19 protein-coding genes are annotated in these 18,211 nt (G+C 75.3%); 12 read left to right on the top strand and 7 right to left on the bottom strand.

Annotated features, from left to right (window positions below):
• Positions 1-9: 9 nt before the first annotated feature.
• Entirely contained in the window at positions 10-642 is a 633-nt protein-coding gene (locus EES43_RS06215) for a TIGR03085 family metal-binding protein (protein ID WP_124267772.1), read from the bottom strand.
• An 84-nt stretch (positions 643-726) separates the two neighbouring features.
• Between EES43_RS06215 and hisI the strand changes: the two genes are divergently transcribed.
• The 11 genes from hisI (at position 727) to lgt (ending at position 9,844) form a co-directional block, all read left to right on the top strand.
• Positions 727-1,134 carry a phosphoribosyl-AMP cyclohydrolase gene (hisI, locus tag EES43_RS06210; protein ID WP_124267771.1) on the top strand — a complete coding sequence of 136 codons (408 nt, stop codon included), beginning with the start codon at positions 727-729 and terminating at the stop codon, positions 1,132-1,134.
• An 11-nt stretch (positions 1,135-1,145) separates the two neighbouring features.
• Positions 1,146-2,639 (top strand): anthranilate synthase component I, encoded by a 1,494-nt coding sequence (locus EES43_RS06205; RefSeq protein WP_124267770.1) that lies wholly within the window; start codon positions 1,146-1,148, stop codon positions 2,637-2,639.
• 14 nt (positions 2,640-2,653) lie between these two features.
• Entirely contained in the window at positions 2,654-3,361 is a 708-nt protein-coding gene (locus tag EES43_RS06200; protein WP_124267769.1) for a TIGR02234 family membrane protein, read from the top strand.
• Positions 3,362-3,467: 106 nt separating this feature from the next.
• Positions 3,468-3,719, top strand: coding sequence for an HGxxPAAW family protein (locus EES43_RS06195; RefSeq protein ID WP_124267768.1), 252 nt, complete (start codon positions 3,468-3,470; stop codon positions 3,717-3,719).
• Positions 3,720-3,813: 94 nt separating this feature from the next.
• Positions 3,814-4,317: a DUF2752 domain-containing protein gene (locus tag EES43_RS06190; protein WP_124267767.1), complete on the top strand. Its 504-nt coding sequence runs from the start codon at positions 3,814-3,816 to the stop codon at positions 4,315-4,317.
• 116 nt (positions 4,318-4,433) lie between these two features.
• Entirely contained in the window at positions 4,434-5,243 is an 810-nt protein-coding gene (gene trpC, locus EES43_RS06185) for an indole-3-glycerol phosphate synthase TrpC (protein ID WP_124267766.1), read from the top strand.
• 7 nt (positions 5,244-5,250) lie between these two features.
• Complete coding sequence (locus EES43_RS06180) at positions 5,251-5,463, top strand: tryptophan biosynthesis modulator TrpM (protein ID WP_124267765.1); 213 nt, start codon at positions 5,251-5,253, stop codon at positions 5,461-5,463.
• Between the two features lie 168 nt (positions 5,464-5,631).
• Positions 5,632-6,918 (top strand): tryptophan synthase subunit beta, encoded by a 1,287-nt coding sequence (gene trpB, locus EES43_RS06175; protein WP_124267764.1) that lies wholly within the window; start codon positions 5,632-5,634, stop codon positions 6,916-6,918.
• Positions 6,915-7,727, top strand: a complete 813-nt coding sequence (gene trpA, locus EES43_RS06170; protein WP_124267763.1) for a tryptophan synthase subunit alpha — start codon at positions 6,915-6,917, stop codon at positions 7,725-7,727. The genes trpB and trpA overlap by 4 nt, the downstream gene beginning before the upstream one ends.
• 76 nt (positions 7,728-7,803) lie before the next feature.
• Positions 7,804-8,754, top strand: coding sequence for a DsbA family protein (locus EES43_RS06165; RefSeq protein ID WP_124267762.1), 951 nt, complete (start codon positions 7,804-7,806; stop codon positions 8,752-8,754).
• A 100-nt stretch (positions 8,755-8,854) separates the two neighbouring features.
• Positions 8,855-9,844, top strand: coding sequence for a prolipoprotein diacylglyceryl transferase (gene lgt, locus EES43_RS06160; protein WP_124267761.1), 990 nt, complete (start codon positions 8,855-8,857; stop codon positions 9,842-9,844).
• Positions 9,845-9,902: 58 nt separating this feature from the next.
• Here lgt and EES43_RS06155 read toward each other — a convergent pair whose 3' ends face one another.
• The 6 genes from EES43_RS06155 to EES43_RS06130 are packed head-to-tail and all read right to left on the bottom strand — an operon-like array spanning position 9,903 to position 16,826.
• The gene (locus tag EES43_RS06155; RefSeq protein ID WP_124267760.1) at positions 9,903-10,733 is read right to left on the bottom strand and encodes an HpcH/HpaI aldolase/citrate lyase family protein; all 831 of its coding nucleotides are present in this window, start codon (positions 10,731-10,733) and stop codon (positions 9,903-9,905) included.
• Positions 10,730-11,953, bottom strand: coding sequence for a CaiB/BaiF CoA transferase family protein (locus EES43_RS06150; RefSeq protein ID WP_124271813.1), 1,224 nt, complete (start codon positions 11,951-11,953; stop codon positions 10,730-10,732). Before EES43_RS06150 ends, EES43_RS06155 begins: the two co-directional genes overlap by 4 nt.
• A 17-nt stretch (positions 11,954-11,970) precedes the next feature.
• Positions 11,971-13,338, bottom strand: coding sequence for an ADP-ribosylglycohydrolase family protein (locus EES43_RS06145; RefSeq protein ID WP_124267759.1), 1,368 nt, complete (start codon positions 13,336-13,338; stop codon positions 11,971-11,973).
• On the bottom strand, positions 13,335-14,528 hold the full coding sequence (locus tag EES43_RS06140; protein ID WP_124267758.1) for an ADP-ribosylglycohydrolase family protein: 1,194 nt from the start codon (positions 14,526-14,528) through the stop codon (positions 13,335-13,337). The genes EES43_RS06145 and EES43_RS06140 overlap by 4 nt, the downstream gene beginning before the upstream one ends.
• Positions 14,455-15,720 carry an ADP-ribosylglycohydrolase family protein gene (locus EES43_RS06135; RefSeq protein WP_124271812.1) on the bottom strand — a complete coding sequence of 422 codons (1,266 nt, stop codon included), beginning with the start codon at positions 15,718-15,720 and terminating at the stop codon, positions 14,455-14,457. Before EES43_RS06135 ends, EES43_RS06140 begins: the two co-directional genes overlap by 74 nt.
• 14 nt (positions 15,721-15,734) lie before the next feature.
• Positions 15,735-16,826, bottom strand: coding sequence for an ADP-ribosylglycohydrolase family protein (locus tag EES43_RS06130; RefSeq protein WP_124267757.1), 1,092 nt, complete (start codon positions 16,824-16,826; stop codon positions 15,735-15,737).
• Positions 16,827-17,149: 323 nt separating this feature from the next.
• On the opposite strand from EES43_RS06130, the gene EES43_RS06125 reads away from it, so the two are divergent.
• The gene (locus EES43_RS06125) at positions 17,150-17,884 is read left to right on the top strand and encodes a VIT1/CCC1 transporter family protein (RefSeq protein ID WP_124267756.1); all 735 of its coding nucleotides are present in this window, start codon (positions 17,150-17,152) and stop codon (positions 17,882-17,884) included.
• The last annotated feature ends 327 nt before the right edge of the window (positions 17,885-18,211 follow it).

Raw genomic sequence — 18,211 nt, 5'->3', positions numbered from 1 at the left:
CCGCGCGCCCTACATGCCCAGCGCGGCCGTGTGCACGCGCTCCACCGCCTCCTTCTCGCCCACCACCTCGACGTCCGCCGAGCCCTGCCGCCCGAACGCGAACAGCAGCAGCTCGGAGGGCTCCCCGGTGACCGTCACCACCGGCGCGCCCCTGCGGGCCACCGCCGTACGGCCGTCCGGCCGCCGCAGCACCAGCCCGACCGGGGACCTGCGCCCCAGCAGACGGGCGGTCCGCTCGGTGCGCGACCACAGCAGATCGGCGAAGACCGGGTCCAGCTCCCGCCGCGACCAGTCGGGCTGCGCCCGGCGCACGTCCTCCGCGTGGACGTAGAACTCGACGGTGTTGGCCACCTCGTCGATCTGCTTCAGGGCGTACGGCGAGAACCTCGGCGGTCCGGTCCGGATCAGCTGGATCAGCTCTTCGTAGGGCTTCGCCGCGTACTCCGCCTGCACCCGCTCCAGCCGGTTCCTCAAGGCTCCCAGCAGCATCCCGCCGGCCGCGTCGGCGCGGCGTTCGCGCACCACCACATGGGCGGCCAGATCGCGGGTCTTCCAGCCCTCGCACAGGGTCGGGGCCTCGGGCCCCGCCGCTTCCAACAGATCCGCGAGCAGGAGACGTTCACGCTTCGCATGGGTCGACATGACCGCCAGCGTACGACCGGCGGGGGCCGTCCGCCCAGTGGACGGCCGTCCGGACGGCCCCCGCGACCACGGCACAATGGAGTCATGACCAGCACGCCCGGCCCCACACCGCCCGCCAGCCGCCTCGACCCCGCCGTCGCCGCCCGCCTCAGGCGCGGCGCCGACGGACTGGTGCCGGCCATCGCCCAGCAGTACGACACCGGCGAGGTCCTGATGCTCGGCTGGATGGACGACGAGGCGCTGCACCGCACGCTCACCACCGGCCGCTGCACCTACTGGTCGCGCAGCCGCCAGGAGTACTGGGTCAAGGGCGACACCTCCGGCCACGTCCAGCGGGTCGTGTCCGTGGCGCTCGACTGCGACGCCGACACCGTCCTGGTCAAGGTCGACCAGACCGGCGCGGCCTGCCACACCGGCGACCGCACCTGCTTCGACGCGGACGTCCTCACCACAGCGCCCGCGACCAGCGGTTCCGACCCCCGCGACCAGTAAGCTCACCGGCCATGGATCTCGACACCTTCCGCAAGCTGGCCGTCGACCGGCGCGTCGTCCCCGTCAGCCGCCGCCTCCTCGCGGACGGCGACACCCCGGTGGGGCTGTACCGCAAGCTCGCCGCCGAGCGCCCCGGCACGTTCCTGCTGGAGTCCGCCGAGAACGGCCGGACGTGGTCGCGCTACTCGTTCGTCGGGGTCCGCAGCGCGGCCACCCTCACCGCCCGCGACGGCCGGGCCCACTGGCTCGGCACCCCGCCCGTCGGCCTGCCGACGGACGGCGACCCGCTCGACGCCCTGCGCGCCACCGTGGAGACCCTGCACACCCCGCGCGACCTGGTCGGCGGCGCGGGGCTGCCGCCCTTCACCGGCGGCATGGTCGGCTACCTCGGCTACGACGTCGTGCGCCGCCTGGAGAGGATCGGCGAGCACGGCGGCGACGACCTGAAGCTCCCCGAGCTGACCATGCTGCTCACCTCGGACCTCGCCGTCCTCGACCACCGGGACGGCACCGTCCTGCTGATCGCCAACGCGATCAACCACAACGGCCTGGCCACCGGCGTCGAGGAGGCCCACGCGGACGCCGTCGCCCGGCTCGACGCGATGGAGCGCGACCTGCGCTGCCCCGCGCCGACGGACCCGGCGGCCCTGCCGGAATCGGAGCTGCCGCCGTACACCGCGCTGTGGGGCGGCGAGGCGTACCAGCGGGCCGTCGAGGACGTCAAGGAGCGCATCCGCTCCGGCGAGGCGTTCCAGGTCGTCCCCTCGCAGCGCTTCGAGACCCCGTGCACCGCGAGCGCCCTGGACGTCTACCGCGTGCTGCGGGCCACCAACCCGTCCCCGTACATGTACCTCTTCCGCTTCGACGGCTTCGACGTCGTCGGCTCCAGCCCGGAGGCCCTGGTCAAGGTCGAGGACGGCCGGGCCATGGTCCACCCGATCGCCGGGACCCGGCACCGCGGGGCCACCCCGCAGGAGGACCAGGCGCTCGCCGAGGAACTCCTCGCCGACCCCAAGGAGCGCGCCGAGCACCTGATGCTCGTCGACCTCGGCCGCAACGACCTGGGCCGGGTCTGCGAACCGGGCAGCGTCGAGGTCGTCGACTTCATGTCCGTGGAGCGCTACTCCCACGTGATGCACATCGTCTCCACCGTCACCGGCCGCGTCACCGAGGACCGCACCGCCTTCGACGTCCTGACCGCCTGCTTCCCGGCGGGCACCCTCTCCGGCGCCCCCAAGCCGCGCGCCATGCAGATCATCGAAGAGCTCGAACCCACCCGCCGCGGCCTGTACGGAGGGTGCGTCGGCTACCTCGACTTCGCCGGGGACTCCGACACCGCGATCGCCATCCGCACCGCCCTGCTCCGCGACGGAACCGCCTACGTGCAGGCCGGAGCCGGGGTCGTCGCCGACTCCGACCCGGTCGCCGAGGACACCGAGTGCCGCAACAAGGCCGCCGCCGTCCTGCGCGCCGTCCACACCGCCAACCGGCTCCACGACCGCTGACGCGGTAGGGGATAGTGGACGGCGTGAGTGCCGTCCCCGTACCCCAGCCCCGTGCCCGAACCGCCGACTCCGCCGACGCCGCGCCCCCGGCCCCGGCCCCGGCCGGATCCGGCGGAGCCCCCGACGCCCGGGGGAGCCGCCGGTCCCTGGCGGCCGGGCTGCTCCTCGGCGCGGCCGGCGCGACCGTCGTCCTGCTGGCCTCCGGCCAGGTCTGGGCCGAGGGCCGGGCCGCCGTCGGCGGCGGCACCCTGCCGCTGACCGCCGACGGCCGCGACGTCACCGGCCTTCCGGCCGCCCTCGCCATCGTCGGCCTGGCCGCCCTCGTCGCCGTCTTCGCCGTCCGCGGCGCGGGCCGCCGCACCGTCTCCGCCCTGCTGGCCCTCAGCGGCCTCGGAGCAGCGCTCAGCGCCTGGGCGGGCGCGTCCGACGGCTCGTCCCTCGACGAACAGGCCGCCCGCACCACCGGCGACTCGGCGGCCACCGTCGACGCCCTCAGCCACACCGTGTGGCCCTACGTCACCGCCGCCGGGGGCCTGCTGATCCTCCTCGCCGGGCTGCTCGCCCTGCGCTACGGCAGCCGCTGGCCCGCCATGTCCGGCCGCTACGAGCGCGACGGCGCCCCCCGCCCGCGCAGGGCCGCCCGCACCGCCCCCGACCCGGACCGGCCCGAAGAACTGTGGAAGGCGCTGGACCGGGGCGAGGACCCCACACGGGAGGTCTGACCCCCCGCGTCGGAGCCGCCCGCGCATACGGGACAATGGAGGCCGGCCGTCCCCCGAGCGGCGGCCACAGCGGTAGTCACAGCGCATCACCAACGAGGAGCAACTCATGGCGGGCAGCAGCCACGGACACACCCCGGCCGCCTGGACCGGTGTCATCATCTCGTTCATCGGCTTCTGCGTGGCAGGCGTCTTCATGGTGGCGGCCAACCCGCTCGGCTTCTGGGCCGGCCTCGGCGTCATCGCCCTCGGCGGCGTCGTGGGCCTGGCCATGAAGGCCGCCGGCCTCGGCATGCCGAAGGAGTCGGCCGAGATGGTCGAGGCCAGGGCGCGCGCCTCGGAGGCCCAGGTCTCCCACTGACCACCGGCCGCCGGACCGGCTCGGCCACCGACACGTGCGAAGGCGCGGCCCCACCCGGGCTGCGCCTTTCCACGTGAGCGGGGACAATCGCCGGGTGGACTCCTCGCCCGCCTCCGCCCCGCCGCCGCACCCCGTACCGGCCACCGCGCCGCCGCAGCCGCCCGGCCCCGCCTTCGCCTTCGCCCCGTCCCCGGTCCACGCCTCGCGGTCGCGCAGGCTCGCCGCGCCGCTGGGCGCCCTGGCGGCGGTCGCCGGGGCCTTCGCGTACGTCGGCGCCATCGACCCGAACGAACCGGGCCACTACCCCGTCTGCCCGCTGCTCAAGATCACCGGCGTGTTCTGCCCCGGCTGCGGGGGGCTGCGCAGCGCCTACGCCTTCGTCCACGGCGACCTCGCGGCGGCCTTCTCCTCCAACGCCCTCGCCGTCGTCGGCTACGTCCTCTTCGCCGCGGTGTGGGTCGCGTGGACGGTCCGGGCCTGGCGCGGACGGCCGCCGCGCATCGCCCTCGGCCCCGTCCACTGGTGGGGCGTGGGAGCCCTGCTGCTGGCCTTCACGGTGGCGCGGAACCTGCCGTTCGGCTCGGCCCTCGCCCCCTGAACGCCCAGGTGGTGGGACGTGCCGCGACCGGATGCGAGCCCTGGGGCCTCCTGCGGATACCATCGGTATGGCTGATCCTGTTCGCTCATCAACCGTTCTGGAAGGGGGCCGCTCGCGTGAGTGTGCTCGACGAGATCATCGACGGCGTTCGCGCCGACCTCGCGGAGCGGCAGGCGCGCGTCAGCCTCGACGAGCTGAAGGAACGCGCCGCCCGCGCCCCCGAGGCCAAGGACGGAGTCGCCGCACTGCGCGGCGAGGGCGTCACCGTCATCTGCGAGGTCAAGCGCTCGTCCCCGTCCAAGGGGGCCCTCGCCGCCATCGCCGACCCCGCCGCGCTCGCCGCGGACTACGAGGCGGGCGGCGCGTCCGTCATCTCGGTCCTCACCGAGGAGCGCCGCTTCGGCGGTTCGCTCGCCGACCTGGAGGCCGTCCGCGCCAAGGTCGACATCCCCGTCCTGCGCAAGGACTTCATCGTCACCTCGTACCAGCTCTGGGAGGCCCGTGCCTACGGCGCCGACCTCGCCCTGCTGATCGTGGCCGCCCTCGACCAGCAGGCCCTGGTCTCGCTGATCGAGCGCGCCGAGTCGATCGGGCTCACCCCGCTCGTCGAGGTCCACGACGAGGAGGAGGCGGAGCGCGCCGCGGACGCCGGTGCGAGGATCATGGGCGTCAACGCCCGCAACCTCAAGGACCTCAAGGTCGACCGCTCCACCTTCGAGCGCGTCGCCCCCGAGATCCCCGACCACATCGTCAAGGTCGCCGAGTCCGGCGTCCGGGGCCCGCACGACCTGATCGCCTACGCCAACGCCGGCGCGGACGCCGTCCTGGTCGGCGAGTCCCTGGTCACCGGCCGCGACCCGCGCGCCGCCGTGGCCGACCTGGTCGCCGCCGGCGCCCACCCGGCGCTCCGCCACGGACGGGGCTGATCGCTCCGTGCCGGTCCCGTCCGCGCCCCGCCTCCGGCCGGGCCTCGGCCCCGCCGGGGCCGAGGCCCCGGACCGGCACGCCCCGCTCGCCCGCGGCTGCCGGCCGCGCGGCTGCCGCGCCCCGGCCCGCCGGGTGCACGGCCGGCGCGTGCGGTACGTGATCGGCGACGAGCCCGGCCAGGTCAACGGCATGCGATGGCGCACCGGGACCGCGCCCTAGGGGGCGTCTGACACCCCCTGCGAGCCCCGCCCGGCGTACGGCGACACGGCACAGCCCTTTTCCGTACCCGGACCGGCCCCTCCGCCCGACCGCTCGCCGGTCGCGGTGGTGCTCCGCCCTCGGCGCATACGATCCACGAACCCGTTGCCATGCCAAGGAGCACGTCGGATGTCGTCTGACTTCTTCATTCCGGACCCCGAGGGTCTGACACCCAGCGCCGAGGGCTATTTCGGCGCCTACGGCGGCAAGTTCATCCCGGAGGCCCTGGTCGCCGCCGTGGACGAGGTCGCCGTCGAGTACGACAAGGCGAAGACCGATCCGGCCTTCGCCGCCGAGCTGGACGACCTCATGGTCCACTACACCGGCCGGCCGAGCGCGCTCACCGAGGTGCCGCGCTTCGCCGAGCACGCGGGCGGCGCGCGGGTCTTCCTCAAGCGCGAGGACCTGAACCACACCGGCTCGCACAAGATCAACAACGTGCTGGGCCAGGCGCTCCTCACCCGGCGCATGGGCAAGACCCGGGTCATCGCCGAGACCGGCGCGGGACAGCACGGCGTCGCGACCGCCACCGCCTGCGCGCTGTTCGGTCTGGACTGCACCATCTATATGGGCGAGATCGACACCGAGCGGCAGGCGCTGAACGTGGCGCGGATGCGGATGCTCGGAGCCGAGGTCGTCGCGGTGAAGTCCGGCTCGCGCACCCTGAAGGATGCCATCAACGAGGCGTTCCGCGACTGGGTCGCCAACGTGGACCGCACGCACTACCTCTTCGGCACGGTCGCCGGGCCGCACCCCTTCCCCGCGATGGTCCGCGACTTCCACCGGGTCATCGGCGTCGAGGCCCGCCGCCAGATCCTGGAGCGCACCGGCCGGCTCCCGGACGCGGCCGTGGCCTGCGTCGGCGGCGGCTCCAACGCCATCGGGCTCTTCCACGCCTTCATCCCCGACGCCGAGGTCCGCCTGGTGGGCTGCGAGCCCGCCGGGCACGGCGTGGAGACGGGCGAGCACGCGGCGACCCTCACCGCGGGCGAGCCCGGCATCCTGCACGGTTCGCGCTCCTACGTCCTCCAGGACGACGAAGGCCAGATCACCGAGCCCTACTCCATCTCGGCGGGGCTGGACTACCCGGGCATCGGCCCGGAGCACGCCCACCTCAAGGACTCCGGACGCGGCGAGTACCGCGCGGTCACCGACGACGCCGCCATGCAGGCGCTGCGCCTGCTCTCGCGCACCGAGGGGATCATCCCGGCCATCGAGAGCGCCCACGCGCTCGCCGGGGCGCTGGAGGTCGGCAGGGAGCTGGGCGAGGACGGACTGATCCTGGTCAACCTGTCCGGCCGGGGCGACAAGGACATGGACACCGCCGCCCGCTACTTCGGCCTGTACGACACCGACGCCGCCGTCGAGGCGGACGCCGACAGCGACCGGGCCGAGATCGAGGGGGACGCCACGTGAGCGGCAACATCGACCTGCTGAGCAGCACCCTGGCCGCCGCCCGTGCGGAGGACCGCGCGGCGCTGATCGCCTACCTGCCGGCCGGCTTCCCGACCGTCGACGGCGGCATCGAGGCGGTCAAGGCCGTCGTCGCGGGCGGCGCCGACATCGTCGAGGTCGGGCTGCCGCACAGCGACCCGGTGCTCGACGGACCCGTCATCCAGACCGCCGACGACATCGCGCTGCGCGGCGGCGTCCGGATCGCCGACGTCATGCGCACGGTCCGCGAGGCGCACGAGGCGACCGGCGTGCCGATCCTCGTCATGACGTACTGGAACCCGATCGACCGGTACGGCGTCGAGCGCTTCACCGCCGAGCTGGCGGCGGCGGGCGGCGCCGGGTGCATCCTGCCCGACCTGCCGGTCCAGGAGTCCGCGCTGTGGCGGGAGCACGCCGACAAGCACGGCCTCGCCACCGTCTTCGTCGTCGCCCCCAGCAGCCGCGACGCCCGCCTCGCCACCATCACGGCGGCCGGCAGCGGCTTCGTCTACGCCGCCTCCCTGATGGGCGTCACCGGCACCCGCGCCTCGGTCGGCGCGCAGGCCCAGGAGTTGGTGGGCCGCACCCGCGCCACCACCGACCTGCCCGTCTGCGTCGGGCTCGGGGTCTCCGACGCGGTGCAGGCCGCCGAGGTCGCCGGCTTCGCCGACGGGGTGATCGTCGGCTCGGCCTTCGTCAAGAGCATGCTGGACGCGCCTGACGAGGCCGCCGGCCTCGCGGCCGTCCGCTCGCTCGCGGGCGAGCTGGCCGAAGGCGTTCGAAAGCGCTGACGGTTGAACGCACCCGAACGGGTGGATTGTGGGTCGGGGAGGCGCGCCCGCGCCTCCCCGGTTCGTTGCTGCGGGTGTGAGCGACAAGAACCCTGAGCGAAACAGAAGCGCGCGCGAGCGCCTGGCCCAGCAGCGCGAGAAGGAGAAGGGGCGTGAGCGCCGCCGCCGCACGCTGATCGTCTCCTCGGCGGTGGTCGGGGTGCTGGCGCTGGCCGCCGTGGTCGGGCTGATCGCGGCCAACGCGGGCAGGGACACGGAGGGCGGCAGCGCCTCCGGCCCCGCCGTCGCCCCCTCCGGAGCGATCGGCGAGGACTCCCTGACCCTGCCCGTCGGCGCCTCCGACGCTCCCTCCACGCTCACCATCTGGGAGGACTTCCGCTGCCCGGTCTGCGCGCAGTTCGAGAACGCCTTCCGCGCGACGATCGCGGAGCTGGCCGACTCCGGCCAGATCAGGGTGGAGTACCACCTCGCGACGATCATCGACGGCAACCTCGGCGGCAGCGGCTCGCTGCGCGCGGCCAACGCGGCGGCGTGCGCCCAGGGCGTAGGCGAGTTCGCCCCGTACCACGACGTCCTCTACCGCAACCAGCCGCCCGAGGCCGACGACGCGTTCGGCAAGAACAGCCGGCTCATCGAGCTGGCGGGCGAGGTCAAGGGCCTCGACACGCCGGGCTTCCGCAGCTGTGTGGAGAGCGGCGAGCACGACAGCTGGGTGGGGAAGTCCGACGCGGCGTTCCGCGAGGGCGGCTTCCAGGGCACCCCGACCGTGCTGCTCAACGGCGAGTCGGTCTTCCCGAGCAAGGGCGGCCAGCAGATCTCCCCGGAGAACCTGAAGAAGTGGGTGGCCGAGGCCAACAAGGGCAAGAAGGCGGGCACCGCCACGCCGTCCGCCCCGGGAGCCTCCCCGGCCCCGTCCGCGTCGTCCGGCGCGCCGTCCGCCCCGGGCGCGCCGCCGGCTCCGGGCGCCTCCACCGCTCCCGGCACGCCGTCCGCCGCTGTCGCCGTTGTGCCCGGGACCGCCCCCTGAGCCGGGGTGCGCGAGGGGCCGCGACCCGGCCCCTCGTTACCCAGCCGTTGCCGGGAGGCTTGGCCTACCCACCGCCCGGCAGGGTAGCGTCGACCCCGTCATGAACCTTGCCTTCATTCCCAGCCCGTCGACCGGCGTGATCGATCTCGGCCCGATCCCGCTGCGCGGCTACGCGTTCTGCATCATCATCGGTGTCTTCGTCGCCGTCTGGTTCGGCAACAAGCGCTGGGTCGCCCGGGGCGGCAAAGCCGGCACCGTCGCCGACATCGCCGTCTGGGCCGTGCCCTTCGGCCTCGTCGGCGGCCGGCTCTACCACGTCGTCACCGACTACCAGCTGTACTTCAGCGACGGCGAGAACTGGGTCGACGCCTTCAAGATCTGGGAGGGCGGCCTCGGCATCTGGGGCGCCATCGCCCTCGGCGCGGTCGGCGCCTGGATCGGCTGCCGCCGCCGGGGCATCCCGCTGCCCGCCTGGGCGGACGCGCTGGCCCCCGGCATCGCCCTCGCGCAGGCCATCGGCCGCTGGGGCAACTGGTTCAACCAGGAGCTGTACGGCAAGCCCACCGACCTGCCCTGGGCGCTGGAGATCAGCGAGGGCCCGAACCGGGCCGCCGGGACGTACCACCCGACCTTCCTGTACGAGTCGCTGTGGTGCATTGGCGTCGCGCTGCTGGTCATCTGGGCCGACCGCCGCTTCCGGCTCGGCCACGGGCGGGCCTTCGCGCTGTACGTCGCCGCCTACTGCGCGGGCCGCGGCTGGATCGAGTACATGCGCGTCGACGAGGCGCACCAGATCCTCGGCCTGCGGCTGAACGTGTGGACCGCGATCGTCGTCTTCGTCCTCGCCGTCGTGTACATAGTGGTCTCCGCCAAGCTCCGCCCGGGGCGCGAGGAGATCGTCGAGCCCGACCGGGACGCCGTCCCCGCCGGGAAGGACGGGAAGGACGGGGCCGCCGGAGCCGACAGCGCCCCGGACGCGACGGACGCCGACGCGGACGCCGCCCTGGGCAAGGACGCGCCCGGAGCGGATCCGTTCGCCAAGGACGCGCCCGGCGAGGGCACCACCGCCGGCGCGGCCGAGAAGAGCTGACCGCCCGCGCCCCCGGGCGCACTCCGCATTCCCCCGATCGCCGGGCGGGCCCGACTCCTCAGGCCCGCCCGGCGATCGCGAGCGTCCGGCGCGCCGACGCCACCACGGCGGCGTCCACGAACCGCCCGTCCGGCAGCGCCAGCGCACCCTCCTCCACCGCCGAGGCCGCCACGATCTCCTCGGCGGCCTCGATCTCCTCGTCCGTCGGCCGGAACGCCCGCTCGATCACCGGCAGCTGCCGCGGATGGATCGCGGCCCGGCCGAGCATCCCCAGCGTCCGGCCGCGCCCGCACGACGTCCACAGCCCGTCGAGGTCCACTACGTCCGGGAAGACCGACTGCGCCGGCGGCGGCAGCCCGGCCGCCCGCGCCGCCACCACGATCCGGCTGCGCGGCCAGTCGAGCCCCGCGTCCTCCCGTACGCCCAGGTCCGCCCGGAGGTCCGCCTCGCCCAGGGCGACGCCCCGGACGTCGGGGTGGGCGGTGGCGATGGAGTACGCGTGCTCGACGGCGAGCGCGGACTCCAGCAGCGGATACAGCGGCACGCCCGGCGCGACCGCCGCGACGTGGTGCACCGAGACCGCGTGCGTCACCTTCGGCAGCCGCAGCCCGGACAGGCCCGGCAGCCCGGCCAGCGCCCGCACGTCGTCCTCGCCGTGCACCCGGACGTGGACCGGCACCGCGTCCGGCGAGGCCGTGACCGGGTCCGCGAGGAGGTCGGCGGTGGCGGCGCGCGCGTACTCCTTGCGGTCCGGTGCGACCGCGTCCTCCAGGTCCACGATCACCACGTCCGCGCCGCAGCCCAGCGCCTTGGCCACCACCTCCGGCCGGTCGCCGGGAACGTACAGCCAGGTCAGCGGCGGCCGGCCGGCCGCCGCGCCCGCCGTCACAGCGCCCCCTGGTCCCGCAGCGCGGCGATCCGCGCCCCGGTGAGGCCGAGCCCGGTCAGGATCTCCTCGGTGTCCGCGCCGTGCGGCCGGCCGGCCCAGCGGATCGCGCCGGGCGTCCCGGAGAGCCGGAAGAGGACGTTCTGCATCCGCAGCGGCCCCAGCTCCGGGTCGTCGACCTCGGTGAGGGTGCCCAGCGCCCGGTACTGCGGGTCCTCCATCACCTCCCGTACGTCGTGGATCGGCGCGACGGCTGCCTCCGCCTTCTCGAACGCGTCCAGCACCTCGTCGCGGTCGTGCCGGGAGATCCAGTGCCCGACCGCCGCGTCCAGCTCCTCGCCGTGCTCGGCCCGGGTGGCGCCCGCCGCGAACCACGGCTCCTCGATCAGCTCCGGCCGGCCGACCAGCCGCATGACCCGCTCGGCGACGGACTGCGCCGAGGTGGAGACGGCGACCCAGTGGCCGTCGGCGGTGCGGTAGGTGTTGCGCGGGGCGTTGTTGCGGGAGCGGTTGCCGGTGCGCGGCTGGACGTAGCCGAGCTGGTCGTACCAGAGCGGCTGCGGGCCCAGCACGGTCAGGATGGGCTCGATGATCGCCAGGTCGACGACCTGCCCCCGCCCGGTCCTCTCCCGCCCGGCGAGCGCGGCCATCACCGCGTACGCCGTGGCGAGCGCCGCGATGGAGTCGGCGAGCCCGAACGGCGGCAGGGTCGGAGGCCCGTCCGGCTCCCCGGTGATCGCCGCGAAGCCGCTCATCGCCTCGGCGAGCGTGCCGAAGCCGGGCCGGTGGGCGTACGGACCGAACTGGCCGAAGCCGGTGACCCGGGCCAGCACCAGGCGCGGGTTGACCGCGTGCAGTTCCTCGGGGCCCAGCCCCCAGCGCTCCAGGGTGCCGGGCCGGAAGTTCTCGACGATCACGTCGGTCCCGGCGGCCAGCTCCAGCAGGACGTCCCGGCCGCCGGGCGCCGACAGGTCGAGGGTGAGGTTGCGCTTGTTGCGGCCGAGTAGCTTCCACCAGAGGCCGACGCCGTCCTTGGCCGGCCCGTGCCCGCGCGAGGGGTCGGGCCGGCGGGGATGCTCGACCTTGATCACGTCGGCGCCGAAGTCACCGAGCATGGTGGCGGCGAGCGGTCCGGCGAACAGGGTGGCGAGGTCGACGACCTTCAGGCCGGTCAGGGGTCCGGCGGGCTCCGGGCCGGTCAAGGGTCCGGCGGCCGGGGGCATACCGGCGCGGTCTCGGATCATGGGCGCAGAGCCTCCTGGAGGGTCAGTTCGGCGAGGGCGTCGAAGCCCGTACGGTCGTAGCCGCGCACGGAGGTGGCGAGGCGGTTCTTCAGCGGCGCGGTCCAGTGCTCGGGCAGGGCGTCGGGCCGGCCGGCCAGCAGCCCGGCGAGCGAGCCCGCCGTGGCGCCGTTGGAGTCGGTGTCCCAGCCGCCGCTCACCGCCCGGCCGATCGACCCGGTGAAGTCGCCGTCGGCGTGGGTGAGGGCGGCGGCGAGCAGCGCCGCGTTGGGCAGTACGTGCACCCAGTGGTGGGTGTCGTCGTAGACGGCGTGCAGCCGGTCCACCGCGGTGTCGAAATCCGCCTCGGCACGGGCCGCGTCGATGCCCAGGCGGATCGCGCGGGCGTAGCGGGAGCGCGGCGGGACCACGCGGAGCCCGGCCGCCAGGCAGCCGTGCACGTCGCTCTCGCCGCCGGCCGCGACGGCGAGAGCGGCGGCGGTGAACATCGCGCCGTAGACCCCGTTGCCGGTGTGCGTGAGGACCGCGTCGCGGTGGGCCTGGGCGGCGGCCCCGGCCGGATCGCCGGGACGCGTCCAGCCGTGCACGTCGGCCCGGATCTGGGCGCCGATCCACTCGCGGAACGGGTTGCGTCGGCGGGCCGTGTCCGGTGGCTCGACGCCCGCGAGGAGGTTGCCGTACGCGACGCGCTCGGCGGTGAAGGCGCGCCCGGCCGGGAGTTCGTCCAGCCAGAGCCGGGCCAGGTCGTCGGTGGTGAAGGCGCGCCCGTGCCGCCGGAGCAGCAGCAGGGTGAGCAGGGGGTGGTCCAGGTCGTCGTCCTCCGGCATCCCGTCGATGTTCTCGGCCAGCGAGGTGGTCGCGGAGCGGCGGTTCCAGGGGTGGGCGGCGAGCAGTTCGGCGGGGACGCCGCGGGCGGTGAAGTAGCCGTTGAGCGGCCAGTTTCCCGCGGCGCGGGCCAGGGACCGGACGGCCGCGAGCGGCAGCTTCTCGACCGGCTTGCCCAGCAGGCAGCCGGCCGCCCGGCCCAGCCAGGCGGCGTGCAGCCGCTCCCGGCCGACGGGCGGCGCGGTCGCGGGCGGGCCCGGCCAGTGCGGGCAGGCGGCCATGATCGCGGGCAGAGCGGTGGGCTCGTCGGCCGCCAGCGGTGATTCCAGCAGGGCCAGCTCGTCCAGCAGTTCACCGGCCAGCGCGCGCAGCCGGGGCGGCGCGGGCGGTTCGCCGGCCCCCGCGCGGCGGGGCGCGGCCGAGCCCCCGGCGGCGTACCACCGCTCCTCGACCGCCCGCGCGTCCCGGCCGTCGAGCGCCGCCTGCCGCAGCTCGTGCCCGATCAGGTCCTCGGGCTGCACCCAGGTGAGCCGGACGGTCACCGCTCACCGGCCAGTGCCGTGAAGGCCGCCTCGTGGTCTCGGCGGCGGGCGGCGTCCCGGGCGAAGACCTCGCGGGCCACGGCGGCCAGGGTGCGGGCCGGGGCGCGCAGGTCGAGCCGGCTCGCCTCCGCGACGGCGGCCGTCCAGTCTTCCGGGACCTCGCCGCCCAGCGCGCCCGCGATCGCGCCGCTCATCGTGGCGATGGAGTCGCAGTCCCGCCCGTAGTTGACCGAACCGAGCACCGTGCGCCGGTAGTCGCCGCCGCCGACGAGCACCATGCCGAGCGCGACGGGCAGTTCCTCGACGGAGTGCAGCCGGGAGGGGCGGCGGGCGCCGAGCGAGGGCGCGCGGTAGTCGGGGCCGACCGTGTCGAAGGGCCGTACGGCGGCGCGCAGCGGGGCGAGCGCCGACTCGAAGCAGTCGTGGCGTACGGCCTCGTCGCAGACCGCCTCGATCGCGGCGCGGGTGCCGTCCTTGGCCAGGGCGAGGACGGCGTCGACCACGGAGGCGGGCGTTGCGCCGGGGAGGCAGGCGGCGGCGACGGCCGCGGCGAAGACGCCGGCGGCCTCCCGCCCGTAGGAGGACTGGTGCGGGGCGGCGATCTCCAGGGCCTCGGCGTACGCGGCCCGCGGGTGGGCGGCGTTGACCAGGCCGACCGGGGCCATGTACATCGCCGCGCCGCAGTTGACGATGTTGCCGGAGCCCGCCTCGCGCGGGTCGACGTGCCCGTAGTGCAGCCGCGCGACGAGCCACTTCTCGGCCAGGAAGATCCGCTGGAGGGGCAGCGCCTCGGCCTCCAGCTCCGGGATCCAGCGGGGTGACATCAGGTCCGGTACGAGCCGGTCGGCGATGTCGTACGCGTCGAGGTGGTCGCGGACCGCGTCGTAGACGCGCACCAGCGCGTGCGTCATCAGGGTGTCGTCGGTGACGTGCCCGTCGCCCTTGTGGTACGGCGCGACGGGGCGGGCGGTGCGCCAGTCGTCGCCGTGCCACGGGCCGACGACGCCGGTCACCCGGCCGCCGTGGCGCTCGGCGATCTGCTCGGGGCTCCAGCCCTCGACCGGGCCGCCGAGGGCGTCGCCGACGGCGGCCCCGACGAGGGCTCGGGCGATGCGTTCATCGAGTCCGGGCGTGCCGGGGCTCCGCCGGTTGGTCGAGGGGGCTGCTGTCGCGGCCGTTGTGGGCGTCATGCCGGAATTGTCCACCCGGGAGGACCGGTTCCGTGTCTGCCAGCAGCCCGGCGAGTTCGATCAGGTCCGTGCCCGCGAGCCGGGGCAGGGCGCAGCCCGCCAGCGTCCGGCAGGTCTCGCGCCAGCCCGCCGGCACGGCGGAGACGGACCCGATCGTCCCGGTCAGCGCCCCGGCCAGGGCGGGCGCGGAGTCCGCGACCCGGGACAGGCAGGCCGCCGCCGGAACCGCCTGGGCGATCTCGCCCCGTGCGGCGGTGGTCAGGGCCAGCGCCACCGGCACGGTCTCCGCCGCCGCGATCCCGTAGCTGTAGACATGGTCGACGATCTGGTGCTCCAGGACCGGGACCAGGGCGAACGCTCCGGCCGGCTCGTCCGCGAACTCCCGGGCCAGCCGGACGGCGTGCACGGCGTTGCGGGCGATCTCGGTGCCCTCGGGCAGCTGGGCCAGGGCCGCGTCCACCACCCGCTCGACGTCCGCTCCGGCCAGCGCCTCGGCGATCGCGGCGGCGACGGCCCGCGCGCCGTGCACCCCGTCGCCGTCCTGCGTGTAGCGGGCGTCGAACTCGGCGAGCGCGGCGGCGGCGCGCGGATCGCCCGGGTGCACCACGGCGAGCACGGCGGCCCGTACGCAGGCGGCGTCGTCGAAGTAGTGCGGGTTGTCGTGCCCGGTGGCGGGCGGGCGCAGCCCGGCGGCGAGGTTGCCGAGCCCGGCCCGGACCGAGATCCGGGCGCGCAGCGGCAGTACCGCCGCCTCGACCTCGGGCGCCCGCGCGCTGGCGGCGGCGACCGCGGCGGCCAGCGTGTTCCAGGCCCGGTCCACCGCGTCGCGCATCCGGCGTCCGGAGGAGAGGCCCACCGCGCCGTCGGCCGCCGCCGCCAGCACCGTACGGGCGGCGAACGCGGCCCACTCGGCGTCGTCGGACGGGCCGAGCCGCAGCGGTTCGGGCGGCTGGTTGAGGGCGATCGGCACCGGCAGGGTGGTGGTGGCGTTCTGCTCGGCGAAGGTGTCCAGCTCCCGGGTGAGCCGCCGGGTCCACTCCGGCATCCGGGCCGCCCGGTGCCGCGCGGCGGGCCACCCGGCGGCGTCCCCGGCGGCCAGTCCGAGCAGCAGCCCCTCGATCCGGGCCCGCCGCGAGGCTCCGGCGACCGGCGGACGCGGACCGGCGGCGGGCGCGCCGGCCGGCCGGCCCATCCCGCTCGCGGCCGTCACCGCCGGTCCTCCCGTACGGGCTCGAAGGCCGCCGCCACGGAGGCCATGGCCGCCACCGCCGAGCGTTCGCGGCCACCGCCGCGCTCCTGGGGCCCGCCCTGGGCGTCCGGGTCCTCCGGGGTCAGCAGCTCCGCGATGTCCAGCACGTGGTAGCCGCGCATCGACGGCAGGCAGCTGCCCCGGACCGGTCCGATCGCCGAGGCCCAGTCGGGCGGGATGGCGCTCGCCCCGTGCAGCGCCCCGGCCAGGGCCCCTGCCACGGCCGCCGTCGTGTCCGCGTCGCGGCCCATGTTCACGGCCGTCAGCACGGCGTCGGAGAAGCCGCCGCGCGCCGCCGTGAACGCGCCGAACGCCAGGCCCACCGCCTCCGGCGCGAGGTCGGTCCACGGATACCCGGCGATCACCACCGCCGAGCGCACGGCCCGCTCCCTGGTCAGCCGGTCCGGGTACGGGCGCTGCGCCGCCGCCACCGCCCGCCGCAGCGAGCGGGCCGTCCACGAGTCCATCGGGACCACCGACAGCGCCGCCGCGACCACCGAGGCCGGCCCCGAACCGACCATCGCCGCCGCCACCCCGGCCGCCACCGCCTGCCCGCCGTAGATCCCCTCGCCCTCATGGCTCACCCGGCCGTCCACCGCCACCAGCCGGGCCGCCTCGGCGGGCCGCCCGGCCGCGAAGACGCCGAACGGCGCGGCGCGCATCGCCAGCCCGTCGCTCCAGGCGTGCCGGTGCTGGGCCGAGATCGGCGCGGCCAGGCCCCGGCGCAGGTTCTCCAGGGTGCCGCGCTCGCTGAACCCGGCTCCCCGGAACGGGCCCTCGTCGAGGTCGGCGATCCAGTGGTGCCAGGCCCGCTCCACGTGGGAGACGGTGAGCGCGGAGCCGTGCCGGGCCAGCAGCAGCCCGGAGAAGATCGCGTACTCCGTGTCGTCGGTCCCCGCCGGGTCCTCGCTCACGAAGCCCTCGATCCGCCCCCAGCGGCGGCGGATCTCGGAGGGCCGCAGGTTCTCCGCCGGAGCGCCGAGCGCGTCCCCGACCGCCAGTCCCAGCAGTGCGCCTCTGGCCCGGTCATCGCCGACGGCCGTGTTCATCGCGTCGCCCTTCGCTCGTGGGGCGGGGCCGTTTCCGGTCCCTGTCCCATCCGTCCCACGCGGAGCCGGGACAGCGGCAGGAATCCGCCGGAAAAGGGCCAGTCGGATGACATGATCGATTCCTCGGGGCCAGCTCTTCTCCCTGGTCAGAGCGGTGGTAAGCATGGCCTGCCTTGCTGGCGGGCCGCCTTCGTCCGGCGTAATTTGGACGGCGTCGAAGTTTTGAATCTGTCGATAACTCTGTCGATGACTCTGTCGGCAGCTCTGTCGATCACAGGGGCGGGGCGGGAGCCTCGCCGACCGAGCGTGGGGAGACGCGAGCCGTGGCCATCATCGAGACCGACGCCGTACTGCACGAGGCGCACCGGGACAACCACACCCACCGGGACGTCAACGGCGGCTGGCTGCGCCCGGCCGTCTTCGGCGCCATGGACGGACTGGTCTCCAACCTCGCCCTGATGACGGGCGTGGCGGGCGGCTCGGTCTCGCACCAGGCGATCGTGATCACGGGGCTGGCGGGGCTGGCGGCCGGCGCGTTCTCCATGGCGGCCGGCGAGTACACCTCCGTCGCCTCCCAGCGCGAACTGGTCGAGGCCGAGCTGGACGTCGAGCGCCGCGAACTGCGCAAGCACCCGCAGGACGAGATGGCCGAGCTGGCCGCGCTCTACGAGTCCCGCGGCGTCGACGCCCCGCTCGCCCGCGAGGTGGCCCGGCAGCTCTCGCGCGATCCGGAGCAGGCCCTGGAGATCCACGCCCGCGAGGAGCTGGGCATAGACCCCGGCGACCTGCCCTCGCCGCTGGTGGCGGCCGGCTCCTCCTTCGGCGCGTTCGCGCTGGGCGCGCTGCTGCCCGTGCTGCCCTATCTGCTCGGGGCGAGCGCGCTGTGGCCGGCGGTGCTGCTCGCGCTGGCCGGTCTCTTCGCCTGCGGTGCGGTGGTGGCCCGGGTGACGGCCCGCACCTGGTGGTTCAGCGGACTGCGCCAGCTCGTCCTCGGCGGCGCGGCCGCGGCGGTGACGTACGGGCTGGGCATGCTGTTCGGGGTGGCGGTCGGCGGCTGACCGCGACGGCCGGGACCCGTCCGCCGGGTGCGCGGGACGGCGCGGCGCGGTGGTCCGGGACGGGCGGGGGCCGTGCGCCGTGTGACGTACGTCGTGGTCGCGCACACTGGGCGGAAGCCTGGCTCCGGACCTAAGGTGAGTCTCTATGCAGGGCTCCACATAAGTAGCCGTTACCTGGCGGTTTCGATTCCGTTGCCACCGGGCATGAGCCTCAGACACCGCAGGCAACGACGCCTGCTCTCTGCGGTTCCCGGGCGCTGATCCTTCCGACTGCGACCCACCCTCCGGTCATCCGGTCACTTCCGGTCACCACAGTGTCCGCATGTT

The sequence above is a fragment of the Streptomyces sp. ADI96-02 genome, from assembly GCF_003846185.1.
In the GTDB taxonomy this organism is placed as follows: domain Bacteria; phylum Actinomycetota; class Actinomycetes; order Streptomycetales; family Streptomycetaceae; genus Streptomyces.
This window is presented reverse-complemented; position numbering and strand designations above follow the sequence as displayed.

Coding starts and splice junctions, on each gene's coding strand:
- EES43_RS06130 (WP_124267757.1), bottom strand. CDS start 16,826: ATGAACACGGCCGTCGGCGATGACCGGGCCAGAGGCGCACTGCTGGGA.
- trpB (WP_124267764.1), top strand. CDS start 5,632: ATGTCGTCTGACTTCTTCATTCCGGACCCCGAGGGTCTGACACCCAGC.
- EES43_RS06215 (WP_124267772.1), bottom strand. CDS start 642: ATGTCGACCCATGCGAAGCGTGAACGTCTCCTGCTCGCGGATCTGTTG.
- EES43_RS06135 (WP_124271812.1), bottom strand. CDS start 15,720: ATGGGCCGGCCGGCCGGCGCGCCCGCCGCCGGTCCGCGTCCGCCGGTC.
- EES43_RS06205 (WP_124267770.1), top strand. CDS start 1,146: ATGGATCTCGACACCTTCCGCAAGCTGGCCGTCGACCGGCGCGTCGTC.
- lgt (WP_124267761.1), top strand. CDS start 8,855: ATGAACCTTGCCTTCATTCCCAGCCCGTCGACCGGCGTGATCGATCTC.
- EES43_RS06195 (WP_124267768.1), top strand. CDS start 3,468: ATGGCGGGCAGCAGCCACGGACACACCCCGGCCGCCTGGACCGGTGTC.
- EES43_RS06140 (WP_124267758.1), bottom strand. CDS start 14,528: ATGACGCCCACAACGGCCGCGACAGCAGCCCCCTCGACCAACCGGCGG.
- hisI (WP_124267771.1), top strand. CDS start 727: ATGACCAGCACGCCCGGCCCCACACCGCCCGCCAGCCGCCTCGACCCC.
- EES43_RS06150 (WP_124271813.1), bottom strand. CDS start 11,953: ATGCCCCCGGCCGCCGGACCCTTGACCGGCCCGGAGCCCGCCGGACCC.